10 protein-coding genes are annotated in these 16,643 nt (G+C 60.7%); 3 read left to right on the forward strand and 7 right to left on the reverse strand.

Annotated elements, in window-relative coordinates:
• Positions 1-146: 146 nt before the first annotated feature.
• From AC6H1L_RS10260 to AC6H1L_RS10285, 6 genes are all read right to left on the reverse strand, one after another.
• Positions 147-3,725 (reverse strand): BACON domain-containing protein, encoded by a 3,579-nt coding sequence (locus AC6H1L_RS10260; RefSeq protein WP_497601395.1) that lies wholly within the window; start codon positions 3,723-3,725, stop codon positions 147-149.
• 540 nt (positions 3,726-4,265) lie between these two features.
• Positions 4,266-6,848, reverse strand: coding sequence for a phenylalanine--tRNA ligase subunit beta (gene pheT / locus AC6H1L_RS10265; RefSeq protein ID WP_497601396.1), 2,583 nt, complete (start codon positions 6,846-6,848; stop codon positions 4,266-4,268).
• A gap of 162 nt (positions 6,849-7,010) precedes the next feature.
• Complete coding sequence (gene pheS, locus AC6H1L_RS10270) at positions 7,011-8,036, reverse strand: phenylalanine--tRNA ligase subunit alpha (RefSeq protein WP_497601534.1); 1,026 nt, start codon at positions 8,034-8,036, stop codon at positions 7,011-7,013.
• A gap of 1,288 nt (positions 8,037-9,324) precedes the next feature.
• Positions 9,325-10,152 carry an SDR family NAD(P)-dependent oxidoreductase gene (locus AC6H1L_RS10275; RefSeq protein WP_497601397.1) on the reverse strand — a complete coding sequence of 276 codons (828 nt, stop codon included), beginning with the start codon at positions 10,150-10,152 and terminating at the stop codon, positions 9,325-9,327.
• A gap of 257 nt (positions 10,153-10,409) precedes the next feature.
• Entirely contained in the window at positions 10,410-10,865 is a 456-nt protein-coding gene (locus tag AC6H1L_RS10280) for a MaoC/PaaZ C-terminal domain-containing protein (RefSeq protein WP_497601398.1), read from the reverse strand.
• 37 nt (positions 10,866-10,902) lie between these two features.
• A complete protein-coding gene (locus AC6H1L_RS10285; protein ID WP_297168130.1) occupies positions 10,903-11,352 on the reverse strand; it encodes an FAS1-like dehydratase domain-containing protein in 450 nt (149 codons plus the stop codon).
• Positions 11,353-11,612: 260 nt separating this feature from the next.
• On the opposite strand from AC6H1L_RS10285, the gene AC6H1L_RS10290 reads away from it, so the two are divergent.
• The 3 genes from AC6H1L_RS10290 to AC6H1L_RS10300 all read left to right on the forward strand — a co-directional run bounded on the left by AC6H1L_RS10290 (position 11,613) and on the right by AC6H1L_RS10300 (position 15,718).
• Positions 11,613-12,080, forward strand: a complete 468-nt coding sequence (locus AC6H1L_RS10290) for a hotdog fold thioesterase (RefSeq protein ID WP_497601399.1) — start codon at positions 11,613-11,615, stop codon at positions 12,078-12,080.
• A gap of 254 nt (positions 12,081-12,334) precedes the next feature.
• Positions 12,335-14,068 (forward strand): AMP-binding protein, encoded by a 1,734-nt coding sequence (locus AC6H1L_RS10295; RefSeq protein WP_497601400.1) that lies wholly within the window; start codon positions 12,335-12,337, stop codon positions 14,066-14,068.
• A gap of 306 nt (positions 14,069-14,374) precedes the next feature.
• Positions 14,375-15,718, forward strand: coding sequence for a glycoside hydrolase family 3 N-terminal domain-containing protein (locus AC6H1L_RS10300; protein WP_497601401.1), 1,344 nt, complete (start codon positions 14,375-14,377; stop codon positions 15,716-15,718).
• A 44-nt stretch (positions 15,719-15,762) separates the two neighbouring features.
• Here the strand turns inward: AC6H1L_RS10300 and AC6H1L_RS10305 are convergent, their stop codons facing one another.
• Positions 15,763-16,479, reverse strand: coding sequence for a cysteine hydrolase family protein (locus tag AC6H1L_RS10305; protein ID WP_497601402.1), 717 nt, complete (start codon positions 16,477-16,479; stop codon positions 15,763-15,765).
• Between the last annotated feature and the right edge of the window lie 164 nt (positions 16,480-16,643).

A 16,643-nucleotide genomic window follows, 5' to 3' on the forward strand; every position in this document is an offset into this window, starting at 1 on the left:
CCTCTGGTAGAGCATCAGCAGCCCCACCGCAGGGCCTGGATTAGTCTCGTCTCCTGGCTCGGAGGAGGTGTTTTTTTTCTCTTCAGGCCTTGCCGCTTCTTTTCCTTCCAGTTCAACAGTGCAGATTTTTCGATTTTCCGGCTCTTTTAGCTATTTGGTAGGGCGTTAATGGTGACCGTTTGATTGCCGGAGACGGTTACCGCGGCAGAGCCGCTGTATTGTTTGCCCTGACTATCGCTGCCGCTGGCCGTGAGCATATAGCTACCGAGAGAGACGTTGTTAAAGCTGTAATTCCCCATGCTATCACAGGTTGTGCTGGCGATCGGCGTTGTACCAGCATAGAGGGTCACGCTGGCGCCCGCCAGTGGCGTAGCGCTGCTACAGGTGCTATCAGTACAGGCCTGGACGCTGCCAGTGATGGTGTAGCCGGTGATGGTCAGGCGCACGGGCACGACCTGGACATTATTTTGAATGCCACCGCCGCTGCTGGCTGTGATGGTGATTTGGCCATTATAGACGCCAGGCGCCAGGCCCGCCGGATTGACCGAGACCTGCAAGTTGCCACCGCTGCCGTTATCGCTGCCGCCGCTAACTGTGAGCCAGGAGCTGCCTGGGTCGGCAGCAGCCGAGACCGTGATCGGATAGCGGCATGTTCCACTGCTGCTGAAAGGGATGGCCTGCGTGAGTAGGGTCCCCTGACCTTGAACGGCGCTGAAGAAGAGGCTAGAGGTACCTACCTGGAAGACGCAGGGGGGCAGGACTGTCAGGGTGACGCTGAAGCGCTGGGGGCTACCGGCGATAGGGGCCCCAGTGCTATCGAGAACTTTGATGAGGACCTGGGTGCTATAGCTCCCGACAGCCAGGCCGGCGCTGCTTACGGCCAGTGTGATGCTGGCTGTCTGACCGTTGACCAGGCTGGTGCTGGAGTCGCTCAGTTGGAGCCAGGGGGCGGGCGTGACCAGGCTTGTACTCCAGCTCAGGGGCCAACTACAGGTACCAGCGACCTCTACGGTCACGACCTGGGGACCCGGGTCGCTTGCTCCGGCAATGGCGCTGAAGGCCACGGAGTGCATCGATGGCTGACCTAGTGTGCAGGGAGGAAGCACCTGCAGCGTGATCTGCAGAAGCTGCGGGGCGCCAGCCGCCCCTTTGCCATCGCTTCCCCTGCCTACAAGGAGGAGCTGGCCGCTATAGGTACCCGCCGTCAGGCCACTGGTGTTCACCGCGACAAGGATCTGAGCGCTACCGCCAGGGGGAATGCTGCCCCTGGCCGGGCTAACTGAGAGCCATTGGCCCGTGAGTGGCGTGGCCTGTGTCTGCCAGTAGAGGGAGCTACCACCGGTATTGGTGATGATGACCGTCTGCGGCGGCGTGCTCCGACCCTGGATGGCGCTGAAGTTGAGGCTGAGCGGCGTGGCGCTCATCACCGGTTCCTGGGGCGAAGGCGCTGGCTGCACGACCAGAAGCACAGGCAGTGTCTGCGAGCCGTGGCCCGCGGTAAAGGTGATCAGGCTCTTATAGCGACCAGGGCGCAGGCCGAGGGCGTTGACACCGATGGCAATCACCACACTGCCAGCTCCATGTAGCTCACCGCTGCTCGGTGTCACACTGACCCAGGAAGCATCACTGCTGGCCTGCCAGTCCAGATCGTCCAGGCAGCCGGCTCGCTCGCTCAGCGTGATGGCCTGATTGGGCGGATTGCTGCGCCCGGCTACGGTTGTAAAGCTCAGATTGGAGGCATTGACCATGATCCCGCAGCGGGGGAGAATAGTGAGCGATACGACCACGCTTTGCGGACTATCCAGCACGCTCTGCGGAGAAGCAAAGCTTAGCAACGCCGTATAGACACCTGGCAACAGACTCCGGCTCTCCACGGCAATAGTCATGCTCTGAGCGCCGCCGGGGGCCACGGTGCCGCTCCGCTGGCTGATTGAGAGCCAGTCGGCCAGGGGTCCGAGGGCGTGGGCATAGGGTGTTTGATCCGGCGCTGTCAGCGAGGTACTGCTGCTGAGCTGCCAGGTTAAGGGCCTATTTCCAGGGTTACTGATGGTCAGTGTCTGGGGCGCTGGCGTCGCCCCGCCATCTGTGGCGATAAAGGAGAGCGCCGCTGGCGTCACTTGCAAGACAGGTCCAGGATTAGCGGGCAGGGGACGCACGACCATCTTGACCTGAATCGTCTGTTGGCCTCCCACATCAGAGGTGAAGGTCAGGAGGCCAGTATATTCGCCCGGCTTCAAGTGGGCACGCTGCACCGCCACCCAGACCGTTTGACTGCCGCTAAAGAGGCCTTGGGAGGGCGAGAGCAGCAGCCAGGGCTGATTACTACTGCCCTGCCAGTTAATGATGCCTCCGCCAGAGTTACGCAGCGTTAGAGGCATAATGGTATTGGCCCCCTGGTAGTCCTCGCCCATGAGCAAGGGGTCGGCGCTATCGATGACCAGGTGAGGCGGACGCGTCAGGCCCTGGCCGGCTACTTGCAGGGTGGCGCTCGCCGTATAGCGTGTTGTCACATCCTCAGCCTCGACCAGGTGCAGGCCAGGCCCCCAGCTCGCGTCAATCTGCACAGTCAGTGAAAGGCTACCAGCAGCATTGACCTGGACCAGCGAGGAACCTTGCTGCCCCACAGGAATCGGCTCTTGCAGATCGTGGCTTAAGAGTACCTGGGTCGAGGGCGAGAAGCGCTCTAATAGCAGCTTCACGCGCTGACCAATCTCAACAACATTCGGCGTCAGGGTCAGGCGCGGGGGACCACCAGCTACTACAGGCGTCGGCTGGTGGCGCGTGACAATCAGGAGCACCATCAGGCTATCGCCTAGCAGCGCCAATAGAGCAATAATCAGGAAGACCAGGAAGAGAAGACGCAGGCGCTGCGGATAGAGCGCCTGCCAGGAGAGCGGACGGCCTTGCGGTTGGCTTGGCGCCTGAGCAGGCTGGGGGCCAGTGGCGAAGGCTGCCGCCTGAGCGCGTCTGATATCTTCCGCCTCAATAGCGGCTGCTTCAGCACTGGTGGGCAGCCGGCGCGACAGCAGGGGGTCGGTCCGCTGCAGCCAGATAGCATCTCCTTCATCCTCATCGGCATCCTGAATCCAGGGCCAGAGATCGGGCAGACGCTGCTGCAGGTCTTCCAGGGCACCGGGATCACTGCGGGCCGCCAAACCGCCTCTGGCAGAGGCTAGCCTCTGCTCCTGGTTCGACTGTGGAGACTCGTCCGCGGCTTGCGGCCCTTGAGACTGAGCCTGCTGCGCTATGGCGCGTGGAGTATTCTGACGCTGAATATCGAGGGAGGCAAGATCAGACTCGACTAGCGGGGTCAGGCGCGAAGGGCGCGGCAATCTCAGCGCGCTCGGATCGCTCTCGCTAATGAACTCGGCTGCCTCACTCATCTCCCGGGCCGGATCACTCCGGGCCTCCATGCTGCCAGCGGGAAGCGACAGTTGCGGAAGCAAGAGATCAGGCGGGACCTCCGGCGGGGGAGTCACTGGCCCCTGCTGGGTAGGTACCTGCGCCTCGGGATCGGTCCGAGGTTGCCGATGCGGCGGCTCAGCCTCCTCCTCGACACCGGCAGTCGCATCGCTCCCGGTAGCCGAGACCGCTGCTATACCACTCTGCTCGCGTTCTTCACCCCTCCCAGAGGGATATCCCCCCTGCAAAGGGCGTGTCCGGCATTCTTCACACAAGCTTGCATTGGCCGCGCATGGCTTGCCGCAACGCAAACACTGACTCATAGACTTACTCTATTCTCCCCAGCCTTGCCGGTACTCAACGCACGAAACTGCCGCCGGCCAAAGCCGCCGTTCTGCGCCCACTCCAGCTATCCAGACCTGGCTTTTCCGCTCTGGCCATTGCTGTCTTTCTTTCGCCACTCTCCCCACCCACGTCCAGGGGCGCCTTGGAAGCCTCAGCGACCGCTTTTTACCTCATGCCGGCCCAGGCTCCTTTCATTGAGTCAGGTGCAGCCGGAAAAATGGTCAGCCACGGCTACTTACTATATCACCTTTAGCGAAGGATTGCCAGAGGGAAGAGATCCTTTCCAGGGCTGGCCGCCCTGCTCGCCTGCCGAAGCAGCAAGGTGGAATTTCTGCCGCGTGGCATCTGCAGCGCGCCGGGATCGCTAGCCAAAAAGAGCCGGGCGGGTAAGCTCCACCGACGCATCGACCGATGTCGCTCACCCGCCCAGTCCCTGGTGAAGCGGAAAAGGAAGGAGTTTTCTTCTAGCGCAGGGCCTTAGCGGTAGAGCAGCTGCAGCCCGCCTCCGCTCGCCGCGCTTAGCCGCGAAGGGTTGCCCCGAACTCCTGGCGCAAGGCCTCAACGATGCGTTCCTGTAAGGCATTGGCCTCGGCATCGGTGAGGGTGCGATCCTGGGCCTGGTAGAGCAAGGTATAGGTCAGGCTCTTCTTGCCCGGCGGGATCGGGCTTCCGGTATAGACATCAAAGAGGGCAACTGTGCGCAGTAGCTCGCCGCCGTGGCGTTCGATCACCTCCTGCACCGCCCGTGCAGGCACCTGCTGATCAACGACTACCGCTAAATCGCGAGTCAGCTCCTGGTGACGCGAGATCGGTGCATAGCTCAGGCGCTCAGGCACCGCGGCATAGAGAGCCTCCAAGTCCAGCTCACACAGATAGGCGCGCTGGGGCAAATCGTAGCGCTGCTGTACCAGCGGATGGACCTCGCCCAGGAAGCCGATCGGCTTGAAATGCTCGTCCCCCTCGGCGTCTGGTCGCGCTACCTCCAGCACAGCACAGCGCCCAGGATGGAACGTCGGATGTTGAGCCGCTGTGAAGCGATAGCGCTTGATATGCAGGCGCTCTAGCAAGGTTTCAACAATGCCCTTTAGATCATAGAAATCTGCTGGGCGCGCCAGCTCTGGCACCCAGGAGATGGCTGCCGGCCCACAGAGGGCGATCCCTACACAGCGTCGCTCTTCAGGCAGCTCACCCGTAGCGCGCGGCAGATAGCGCCGCCCAATTTCGAAAAGGCGCAAGCCGGCCCGATTGCGCTTGCTATTCTCCTGCAGTGTCTCCATTAACCCGCTCAGCAGCGTCAGGCGCATGCACTCCAGTTCATTGCTCAACGGGTTGGTGATGGTAACCGCCGGCAGGGAGCGAGCATCGAAGGGCTTTCCGTCTCCGTCTAAAGCAGCTCCATTGTCAGCCTCGGCCCGTGCCTCCGCGCCAGCGATGACCCAGCCCGTTTGCCCCGTATCCGCCGGCTTCTGCAGTAATACCTGCGCTGTATGAGCATTGACCTCCGCGAGCAGATTGAGCATGCGCTGACGGCTGGTCATCGCATAGGTCAGGATCTCGTGCAGGCCGAGACCGATGAGAATCTCCCGGATCTCATACTCACGCTCAAACCAATGGTCGCTCTGCGGCTCTGGCAATGGCCCTTCGGGCACAGTGGCAGGTAGCTGATCGTAGCCGACCATGCGCAGCACTTCCTCCACCAGATCGGCTCCCTCCTCGATGTCGCCGCGGAAGGTCGGCACCGTGACGCGCAGTAGTTGCTCACCGCCAGCGGCGTCGGCGGCGGCGGAGACCTCCTCGACTTTGAATTCCAGAGCGCTCAGAGCCTCGTGGACCTGGCGCGAGGTGACCTTCATGCCCGTCAGCCACTCAACTTCGGCGGGAGAGAAGAGAATGGTTCGCGGCTCCACGGGGCGAGGATAGACATCAACGATGCCCGGGTGTACTTGGCCGCCGGCCAGCTCGGCCATCAACTGCGCCGCCCGGTTGGCCCCGAAGATGGTCAGCTCAGGATCAAGGCCTTTCTCAAAACGACTGGAGGACTCAGTACGCAGGCCCAGGGCTACCGCCGTTCGCCGGACGCTAGCCGGTTTGAAATTCGCCGCTTCAAGCAAGATACGCGTGGTCCCTTCATTGACCTCGCTGATGGCCGAGCCCATGACGCCGGCGATGGCCGTCGGCCCCTGGGGATCAGTAATCAGCAGCATATCAGCGCGCAGACGCCGCGGCACACCATCGAGCGTGGTGATTTCTTCGCCGTCGCGGGCCCGGCGGACAATGATCTGCCGCTCACGCACCAAGTCATAGTCGAAGGCGTGCAGCGGCTGGCCCACTTCAAGCATGACATAGTTGGTGATGTCAACAATGAGATTGATCGGGCGCATGCCAGCCATTAGCAGGCGCCGCGCCATCCAATCGGGCGAGGGGCCAATCTTGACGCCGCTGATGACTCGCGCACTATAGCGCGGACATAGCTCTGTATCCTCTACGGTAACCTTGATCAGCTCCGCCGCCGGCGTGCCTTGCTCGGCGAAACGCGGCTCGGGCAAGCGCAGGGGCTTGTGTGTCAGAGCGGCCACTTCGCGGGCAATCCCAATGACTGAGGAGAGGTCACCGCGATGGGCCTTGATAGCAAACTCCAGAACTACATCAGAGAGCAGATCGGACAGCTTCACCCCCAAGGGTGTCGCCGGGTCGAGAATGTAAATGCCTGAGTGATCGCTGCCCAGACCCAGTTCGCGCGGTGAGCAAAGCATGCCTTCAGAGACATAGCCCATCTTGCGCGCCACGCCAATCGTAAGATCGCCAATGCGCGCCCCCGGCAGGGCCAGCGGCACCTTGTCCCCCTCTTTGATGTTGGGGGCGCCACAGATGACGCCGATCTCTTCGCTCCCTGTGTTGATACGCGTATAACTCAGATGATCTGAACCAGGTACTTTCTCAAGATGGGTGATTTGGGCTGTGATAATGCGGTCTCCCCAGTTCGCCCCAATGTATTCCAGCGCCTCTACTTCCAGTCCGGCCATTGTCAGTGTATAGGCCAGCTCCTCCGGCGACTGGGTGATCTCAACATATTCTTTCAGCCAGCTCAGTGGCACTCTCATCGCTGCTGACTCCTCACAATTTCCTTCCTGCCTTCCTTCTCCTACCTACCTACCCTACTTACCTGCTCGGCCTTACCCACAACAATGGAAACATTGGCTTGGCTCTGCTCGCGAGCCGTTCCCCTCGGCTGGCAGGCCATCTTTGCCTTTGTGCATCTTTCATTAGAACTGGCGCAGGAAGCGCAAATCGTTGCCCGAGAAAAGGCGGATCTCACCAATGGCGTACTTGAGCATGGCGATGCGCTCAACGCCCATGCCGAAGGCGTAGCCGCGGTATTTGCGGGGATCGTAGCCCACTTCGCGCAGGACGCGCGGGTGCACCATGCCGGAGCCGAGGATCTCTAGCCAGCCACTGTATTTGCAGAGGCGGCAGCCGCTGCCCTTGCAAAGAATGCAGTCGATGTCGACCTCGGCGCTGGGTTCTGTGAATGGGAAGTAGCTGCCGCGGAAGCGCACCCGGCGATCTTCGCCGAACATCTCACGCGCAAAGCGGGCCAGGCTGCCTTTGAGATCGGCCATTGTACACTGCTCATCGACCAGCAGCCCTTCGATCTGGTGAAACATCGCCTCGTGGGAGGCATCAATGGCCTCGTGGCGGAAGACCTTGCCAGGCACGATCACCCGCACAGGCGGACGCGTAGCCTGCATAACGCGGATCTGCATGGGCGAGGTCTGGGTACGCAGCAGGATCTCCCCCGGCACAATCCAGAAAGTATCTTGCATATCGCGCGCGGGGTGGTCTGCCGGAATATTGAGAGCCTGGAAATTGTAATAGTCGGTTTCGATTTCGGGTCCCTGCAGGACCTGGAAGCCCATGCGCGTAAAGATGCGCGCTACCTCCAGAATCGTGCGCGAGATGGGGTGCATATGGCCCGCCGGCAAAGCCCGGCCCGGCAAGGTCACGTCGAGCCGCTCACGCTCCAGGGCCTCCCGCAGCTCGCGCTCACGCAACTCCTGGCGACGGGCCTCCAGAGCGCTTTCAAGCTTCTCCTTCACCGCATTGATCTTTTGGCCGACGACTGGGCGCTCTGCTTTGCCCAGCTTCGGAATGAGGGTAGAGAAGTTTTTTAACTCGCCACGATGGCGTCCGAGATAGCGCACATCCCAATCTTCCAGCTCCGCCGAGCTGTTGATGTTTGCCAGCTCGCGGAGCGCTCGCTCTTGCAAGGCGTCGAGCTGAGCCAACAAGGCATCAAGTTGTTCAATCATAGCCATCCATCCTTCTCTACAACAGCACAGTATGGCTTACGGTCAGCGAGGGAGGAGAGCACGCCTTCTCTCCGGTGGGGCCGCCATGCCAGCTAGCTCCGCCTGTCGATACGTCATACGGTCCGATGCCAGCCCAGCCAGCCGATGGCTAAACCAATAGTCAGTCGCTAAGATCAGGTCAGACTCGACGATAGAAGCTATACCAGGTTAAGTAGCGTCAGCCCAATGCCCTCCAGCCAGAAAGCCTGACCGAATCAAAAAAACCGGCACATCGTCAACTGGGACGAAGCTTGCCGGTCTTACCAGTCGCGCTGGTCTACCACGCTGGGCCGCTACACACTCTTGCGCTGGTTGGCTGTAGCGCTTCTCTTTATGCCCGCTCAGGCTGAGAAGCGCCACATCTGTCAGCCGAGCGGAGTAGACCCGGCGTGTCGCATGACTCCGCGGTACCACCCGTTTTGGATTGCCTGATGGGCACCTGAATGAAAGGAAAGCCAGCCAGGCCCCAGATTCGGCTATTCCAGGGTCGGGGCTGGGCCTGAGCGCCCAGTCCAGCAATCCCACTCGGTTCGTCCGCTAACGGGGACGGGCCGGGACTGCCTACCAGGGTCGGTCTAGCCGCTCTCTTGTAGAACGGTCTCCGGCTCCTTCAGCAGCCAGCTCTGGGGTGAACTTCCGCGCTACGGACTGGTGAAAAGGCTCGCAGCCACTGGCCTTTTCTCTCTGCCCACACCCTGCCGCCCGCTGCGGCAGAGCGTTTCCCCTCTCGTCCGATGTGCGCCTACTCTCCCCTTCAACGCCTTTGGCTCTGAACTATTCTGTTTGCCTGGCTCTCGGCGGAGCAGCAGCAGAACTCGATGAAGGCGAGGGCCTTCCTCCTGATGTGACTTGAGCTGAGCTAGCCTCGCCGCAGGTATGGACCTGCTGACAGGGTAAAGTCTTCCCTCGCAATTCTCTGTCTGTAAGCGATCAAGGTATAGTATGCCAGATCTGGCATCGAAAGTCTAGCAGGTAGTTCCATCCCCTTTCCCCCTGGGCTTGCCAGCTCTCCCGGCGCTGCCGCCAGAGGCGCCTGACCAGCCAGCGCCCCGGGCCTGCTCACAAAAATGGGCAGCCAGTCATGCAGACCGCGGGCCTCGCGACCGATCAGGCGCCTCTCTAGACCATCATGGAGCAACCCGCCGCTGATCGGGCGCGATCGGATCGGCAGGTCCCCTCTCTCATCTGTTAATGCCTGGTTAGCGGCTGAGCAGGGCCGCCAGGAGGTCTAGAGCGAGCCGCCGCCTGTGACCTCCAGCACGTGACCGGAGACATAGTTTGAGAGGGGCGAGGCCAGGAAGAGCAAGGCCCCGGCAGCCTCCTCGGGGGTTCCCGGGCGTCCCAATGGGATCAGCATGGTGGCCATCTGACGAAGCTGGCCGGGAATACCCAGCTCAACTTCTTCGCCCTCGCGCTGAATCTTCTCGCCGCCCTCCTTGGGGGCCGTCAGTCGCGTTTCAATGAAGCCGAAACAGGCACAGTTCACCTGCACATTGTAACGTCCCCATTCTTTCGCCAGCGTCTTCGTCAGTCCGACGATACCCGCCTTGGCGGTCGCATAATTAACCTGACCAGCGTTCCCATGCAGGCCCGAGACCGAGCAGACATTGATCACCTTGCGCGGGTTGGCACGCCCGTTAGCCTCTTGCTCGCGTTTGGCCGCTTCGCGGATAAAATGGGAGGCCTCGCGCAGGATGCGGAAAGGTGCCGTGTTGTGCACCTCCAGCATGGCGTACCACTGCTTATCGGTCATCTTGTGAATGACACCATCCCAGGTGTAGCCGGCGTTGTTGACGATGATATCGAGGCCGCCGAAGGTGTCGAGGGTGGTCTTGATGAGTTGAGCCGGAAAGGCCGGATCAGTGACGTCGCCAACTACAGCAATGGCCTTGCCGCCAGCGTTGCGAATAGCTGCTACCGTCTCGTCTGCGGGACCCTGGTCGAGATCACTCACGACAACTGCGGCCCCCTCTGCCGCGAATAGCTTCGCGGCAGCCGCTCCGATGCCGCGTCCAGAGCCGGTGATAATGGCGATTTTACCGTCAAGCAGACCCATTGCGCTGACTCTTCCTTTCTACTCTATGGCTAGTTCTGTTTACTCTTCACTGGAGATTCGCAACTGCAGCACAGCAGTGCGCTACAAACCCTGGCTTTTCTTTTTACCTCAATCACATGTATCGAGGCGAGGGCTTCCGCCACGCTCGCTTGCTCACCATTGCACGCAACGAAACGAGCGCCTGCGCAGCGCTGTCGGGCGGGCCCGGACAGTTCTCCTCTGCCCGTATGCTGAGCCGAGCATCAGCTTTGCGCTGGCTAGGCGCTGCCGCGCTTTGGCAGGGCCGCCACGAAAGTGCCGCTCGCCTTCACATCGCCGTTCTGATCCACTGCCTGGATCTTGCCGGCAATACGCGCCTCACCGTCAGCCTCGTATTTCTCGGTGATGGTCCCGCTGCAAGTAATGACATCGTCAAGGCGGGTCATACTTTTGAAGCGCACGCCGAACTTGCGCAAGGCCGTCGGACCTACATAGTCGCTGAGGAGCTGGCCAAGAAAGCCCATGATCAGCATGCCATGCGCAATGATGCCTCCAATGCCGAGCATCTCGCCAATCTTGGGATCAGTATGGAGCGGATTAAAGTCGCCTGATGCGCCAGCGTAGCGCACAAGCTGTAGATGAGTTATCGGGGATTTGACAAGACGGGGAATCTCATCGCCGACCTGGACATCTTCGAAATAGCGCTTCGTAGGCAGTTTCGCTTCCGTCGTCATTCACGTACTCCTTTGGTCGGTCTTGCTGCGACCCTGGCTAGCGAACGATCAGGACCTGACGCGCCTTCAGAACTTCCTGTCCGTTCTGATTGGTATAGCGGGTCTCCAGCGTCAGAATATCCATTGAAGAGCCATCCTTGCTCTGACGTGATTTGCCATCGACAAGCGTCGTAACGCCGGTTAAGACGTCGCCGGCGTAGATCGGTGCCAGATACTCGTACTCCTCTTCACCGTGGATGATGCGCATCACATTGACACCGATAGCCACCAGATGCTTGACAAAGTCGGGATTGCCCCAGAACTGGAAGGTTGTCGGCGTCGTCGGCGAGGCCGGCACATCTGGATAGCCTGCCGCCTGCGCTGCCTCTTTGCTATGATAGATCGGGTTTTCATCGCCGATCGCTAGATTCAGCTCATGAATCTTACAGCGCTCTACCTGATAGGTGAACGGAGGAAAGCTCTGCCCGATCTTGCTCTGGTCGAACATAAGACACCTCTTCTTCGGCAGTCCGGCAAGTAGCCAGAAATAGTATATAATGGTGTGCGAAACGACGGCAACAGAGGCGCGGCAGCGCAGCCTCTCGCCGCGCCAGGCTTTGGAGGTCGGCAGCTAGCGCGGGCCGCTTTACGACAGCTCGGTGCGGCGCGGCCTCCTGTCTTAGGCAGCGTTTGCTCACCGTTCTTGTAAAGGTATTGTACCCGCATTAGAGCTGTAAAAACAACGTACAAACAGGGGAAAAGCGATAGATGGAATTGTCGAGCCAGGAAATCGTTGAGCGTCTCAATGGCACACGGGCTGGCACCCTGTGGGAGGCCCTGGATATCTCGCTTGTCAGCGCCGACAAGGAGCGCGTGGTGTTGAGCATGCCGATCGGGCCGCGCCACAAGCAGCAGGCCGGCTACCTGCACGGCGGCATCTCGGTGCTGCTGGCCGAGACGGCGGCCTCTATCGGGACGGCTCTTAACATCAACATGGAAGAGCAGATGGCTCTCGGCCTGGAAATCAACGCCAACCACCTGCGTCCCAAGCGCGAAGGCCGGCTGACGGCCATCGCCACCCCTATTCACCGCGGGCGCACCACCCAGGTGTGGGAGATCCGCATCCTGGATGAGCAGGAGAAGCTAATCTGTATCTCGCGCTGCACGCTTGCTGTGGTGCCGCGCCCGCCAGAGGCTATTAACCCACTGATGGCTTCAGATCAAGCCTCCGCGTGATTCAACTGCAGGTCTTGACAGCCTCTGCTCCAGCAGGTACCCTACCTACCAGTAAGAACACTGGCGTTCTTCGTTCAGCATAGCGAGTCTTCTGGCTGTACTTCAAGACAGCCGAGAGGCAGTAGAGAGGTTTTCGAGTTAGTTGCGGGAGCAGGAGGGGAGACCGGCGCGAGATCTCTAGACAAGCAGATAGAGGATGTCTCGCGTCGCTGCCCTGATCCTGTTCCTGCTAGTATCCCCGAGGAGCAGACGCTATGGGCCTGACCACCGCTGGTCTCTCCTACTGGCAGGGCGAACCTGCCGAAATTCCCCTCCTGAACATGACTGTTGGCGACCTCCTGGACCACCGTGCCGAGGAGTTACCCTCAAGTGAGGCTGTCGTCTATAGCGGCTATCCCGAGTATGGCGGCGCCCTAGACCTGCGTTGGACCTATCGCGATTTGCGTGAGCGTGCCGAGGCGGTGGCGCGTGGTCTGCTGGCGCTTGGCTTCCAGAAAGGTGAGCATATTGCGGTTTGGGCGATAAATCTGCCCGAGTGGTTGCTGTTAGAGATGGCCGCCGCTAAGGCTGGCCTGGTGCTCGTTACTGTGAATCCTGTCTTGCGGGCGCGGGAGGTGGAGTATGTGCTCCGTCAGGGAGATGTTGCGGCCCTCTTTTTTATGGCCAGGGTGCGCGATCACGACTGTCTGGAGACGGTGCAGCGGCTGACGACGCCCGCTGGTCCGCCGGGGGCCGTGCGCAGCGAGACCCTGCCCTGCCTGCGCTATGTTTGCTTACTCGGCCCGGTGCCGGAGGCACTGGCCCAGGAACGTACCTGGAGGCCAGCACTCTTTCGCGAGCTGGTTGCAGCGGGCAGCGCCGTTCCTCCCGAGGCCCTGCGCGAGCGTCAGCGAAGCCTCTCCCCCGACGATGTGGTGCAGATCCAGTACACTTCGGGGACTACTGGCTTTCCCAAAGGGGCCATGCTGACTCATCGCAATGTCCTCAATAATGCTATGCTCTTTGTGCGCCGCTCCGATGGTCTGCCCCATGACCGCGTGTGTAATCCTATGCCCTTCTTCCACACTGCTGGCTGTGTGCTCGCTGTCCTGGGCTGTCTCTATATGGGCACGACTCTTGTGCCGATGCTGGCTTTCGATCCCCTCAAGACGCTGCAAATCGTGAGCAGCGAGCGCTGCACGCTGCTCGGGGCTGTACCCACGATGCTGCTGGCCTTGCTGCAGCATCCCGACTTTGAGCGCTACGATCTCTCTACGCTGCGCGCCGTGACTTGCGGAGGGGCACCAGTCCCCCTGACCCTGATGCAGCAGGTCAAAGAGCGGATCGGTGCCGACATCACCATCGTCTACGGGCTGACAGAGTCGTCTCCGGTGATTACGCAGACGCTGCCGCGCGATAGCTTTGAGCTGAAGGCCAGCACGGTCGGGGTGCCGTTGCCTTACACGGATGTGAAAATTGTGGACCCCGCCAGTGGTGCAGTGGTGCCCTGCGGCACGCCTGGCGAGCTTTGCTGTCGTGGCTACCTGGTGATGAAGGGGTATTATAAGATGCCGGAAAAGACCGCGGAGACCATCGACGCTGAAGGTTGGCTTCATACTGGCGATCTGGCGACGATGGATGAACAGGGCTATGTGCGCATCGTGGGCCGTCTGAAGGAGATGATTATCCGCGGCGGCGAGAACATCTATCCGGCAGAGATTGAGGATTTCTTGCTGCAGCATCCAGGCGTGGCCGAGGCCCAGGTGATTGGTGTACCGGACCCCTTCTTTGGTGAGGAGATCGCTGCTGTGATTCGCCCGCGCGAGGGAGCCCAGGTCAGTGCCGAGGAGCTGCGCGCTTTTTGCCAGGGGCAGATCAGTCACCAGAAGGTCCCTCGCTATTTCCTTTTCACGGAAAGCTTTCCGATGACGGCCAGCGGAAAGGTGCAGAAATTCTTGCTGCGCGAGCAGGCTCTCAAAGAGCTGGGGCTGCAGCAAGCCAGGTCCTAGGGCAGACCAGGCATATAACGACCCTGTGCAGCGAGCAGGGATGCGCCCGCTGGGGCAAGGCGCCGTCGGCTGACGCGTCCCTGTTCGCTCTGCTCCTCTTTTTTCTCTGCTTCTACCCCCAGTATCAGAGGGCCTCTCTTCCTGTGAAGGCCAGGCGTGACAGGGGATCGTTCTGGTTAGGCCCCCTGCTGATCAGTCAGGAAAAAAGTACCAGCCAGTGCGCTCGCTTTGCGTTCACTCGTTCCCCCTGCCAGAAGCAGAATGAAGGGAAGCCCGGGCCGTGCTCGCCCGCGACGGCTGCGTCATATGAGGATAAGTCAACGCTATCATATATTTATACTGTTTTTGCTCTTCGTGCTCATGAGCAGCAGCGCCTGCCTCACGAGCGGCGGCCCGACTGGCTCGATGCGGCCTTCCCCGACGGCGACAGCCTCCGGCCAGGCCAGGCGCAGCACGGTTCCGCCCACAGCCATCACAATCACTGCTACCCCAACGCTTAACGACCTGGCCCGTGGCATCGTACGCAATTTGACCCTTGACCAGAAGCTTGGTCAGATGGTCATCGTCGAATTCTACGGGCCCAGCTATAACGCCGACCTGCAACAGATGATTGAGCAGAGTCAGGTCTCCGGGGTCCTTATCGAAAACAATAACGGCAACGCCCAGAGCGGGCCGCAGCTCACGGCGCTCGATGCCGCCCTACAAGCCCATGCCCATATTCCGCTCTTCATCAGCACCGATTTCGAGGGCGGCTACGTCAACGAGCTGCGGCGCATCACCGGTGAGCGTCCCTCCGAGGCCGCCATCGGTGCTACGGGCAGCATCCAATACGCCTACGATCAAGGTCTGGCTGCTGCCCAGACCCTCAAGGCCCTCGGCCTCAATGTCAATTTCATGCCCATTGTCGATGTTCTCTCCAATCCCAACAATCCCGGCCTTCCTCAGCGGACCTTTGGCTCCGATCCGACGCTCGTCACTGACATGGGGCGCGCCTATCTCAAAGGGTTAACCGACGGGGGCGTCATCGGCTGTCTCAAGCACTTCCCGGGCCTTGGCGCGGCCAGCGTCGACCCCCACCGTGCGCTACCCACCGATCGTCGTAGTCTGGCTCAGCTAGCCAGCAGCGATCTTGTTCCCTACCGCACCCTCATCAGCGAAGGGATCGTCCCGATGGTCATGACCACGCATCTTCTCAACCCCCAGCTTGATCCGCGCCTGCCCACCTCGCTCTCACCAGCCGTGGTTACCGATCTGCTGCGCAACCGCCTGCACTTTGAAGGCGTGACCATCAGTGATACTCTCTGGATGGGAGGGATCAGCAACACCTATAGCCTCGCCCAGGCAGCAGTGCTGGCCGTCAAAGCCGGCGAGGACCTGCTACTTGGGCCCCGCGGACTGAGCGAGACACGCAACGTGTTAGCCGCTCTCAAGCAGGCGGTGCTCAAGGGGGAGCTACTGGAAAGTCAGATCAACGCCGCCGTAGAGCGTATCCTCACCCTCAAGCTGCGCTATGGTATCCTCAGCCAACAGCGCGCCCTGGAACTGCTCGCGACACCCAGCGATGGTCAGATCCCTACGGCGCGCGCCTCCTTCCCCAGGAGTCCAGCCGCAGCCGACAGGCGGCGCCTGTCCTGGCCGAGCGTCGCTTGAAGCGAGCTGGCAGCGACACCGCCGTTGTGCTCCTATGCTTCCCCTCAGCGCGCGCCAGGGCCGTCCTCTCCGGTCTCCTGCTCCTTCACAGCAGCCCTTGCAGCGTCGGCGCGACAACGCTCCAGGCGAGCCACAACCTCGGCACTTCCCATCATCGAGACGCCGATCGCACGCAGCTCCTGTTTCCCCTGTTCGTAGAGGCCAGCGACCGCGTCTTCCACCAGGACCAGGCGGAAATCGCGCTCACTCGCCTCGTAGAGGGTCGTGCGCAAAGCATGAGGAAAATTGCAGCCACAGAAGACCAGGGTTGACACCTGGGCGCGGCGCAGATAGTCCTCTAACGGCGTGCTGTAGAAGGCGCCCCAGCGAGGCTTGTAGATGACCACCTCGCCTGGCCAGAGATACTGAATATGCCCGCTCAGCAGGCGCTGCGTCTCCAGGCGTGAGAAGCGATCAGGAAGCAGCTCCGGCACAATCTCACCCCCGGACGACCCGGCCAGCACCCACGAAGCTCCCTGTTCCACTGCGCTGCGATAGCAGAGGTCCACATTCGAGCCATCGGCCAAATAGAGGCGCACGACATGGACAATCGGACGCTCTGCACTGCGGAAAGCCTGCAGCAGGCGTACAATGCGCGGCAGAATGGCCGTGGTGCCGATCATCCCGGCTGGTTGGCCTTCGAGAAAATCTCTTTGCATCTCAATTACAATGAGAGCAACAGTAGTGAAATCAGGCTCAGTATAGTGATCCATGAAGCTCATCAGAGACCGCTCCGCGCTTAAGCCGATCAGCATCTTGTGATCATTGTATCACGCTTGCACCGCTGAAGTCGCAGAAAGCGAAGGAGAGAGCTGCTGAGCGATGATTTGTCCTGGCACATTCCTGCCTGGGAAAACAAAGCCAGAGCAATAAAATGCTGTGAGAT

The sequence above is a fragment of the Thermogemmatispora argillosa genome (assembly GCF_059696725.1).

Excerpts from the sequence above, each read along its gene's own strand:
- AC6H1L_RS10260 (WP_497601395.1), bottom strand. The coding sequence starts at position 3,725 with ATGAGTCAGTGTTTGCGTTGCGGCAAGCCATGCGCGGCCAATGCAAGC.
- pheT (WP_497601396.1), bottom strand. The coding sequence starts at position 6,848 with ATGAGAGTGCCACTGAGCTGGCTGAAAGAATATGTTGAGATCACCCAG.
- AC6H1L_RS10275 (WP_497601397.1), bottom strand. The coding sequence starts at position 10,152 with ATGGGTCTGCTTGACGGTAAAATCGCCATTATCACCGGCTCTGGACGC.
- AC6H1L_RS10280 (WP_497601398.1), bottom strand. The coding sequence starts at position 10,865 with ATGACGACGGAAGCGAAACTGCCTACGAAGCGCTATTTCGAAGATGTC.
- AC6H1L_RS10285 (WP_297168130.1), bottom strand. The coding sequence starts at position 11,352 with ATGTTCGACCAGAGCAAGATCGGGCAGAGCTTTCCTCCGTTCACCTAT.
- AC6H1L_RS10290 (WP_497601399.1), top strand. The coding sequence starts at position 11,613 with ATGGAATTGTCGAGCCAGGAAATCGTTGAGCGTCTCAATGGCACACGG.
- AC6H1L_RS10295 (WP_497601400.1), top strand. The coding sequence starts at position 12,335 with ATGGGCCTGACCACCGCTGGTCTCTCCTACTGGCAGGGCGAACCTGCC.
- AC6H1L_RS10300 (WP_497601401.1), top strand. The coding sequence starts at position 14,375 with ATGAGGATAAGTCAACGCTATCATATATTTATACTGTTTTTGCTCTTC.
- AC6H1L_RS10305 (WP_497601402.1), bottom strand. The coding sequence starts at position 16,479 with ATGAGCTTCATGGATCACTATACTGAGCCTGATTTCACTACTGTTGCT.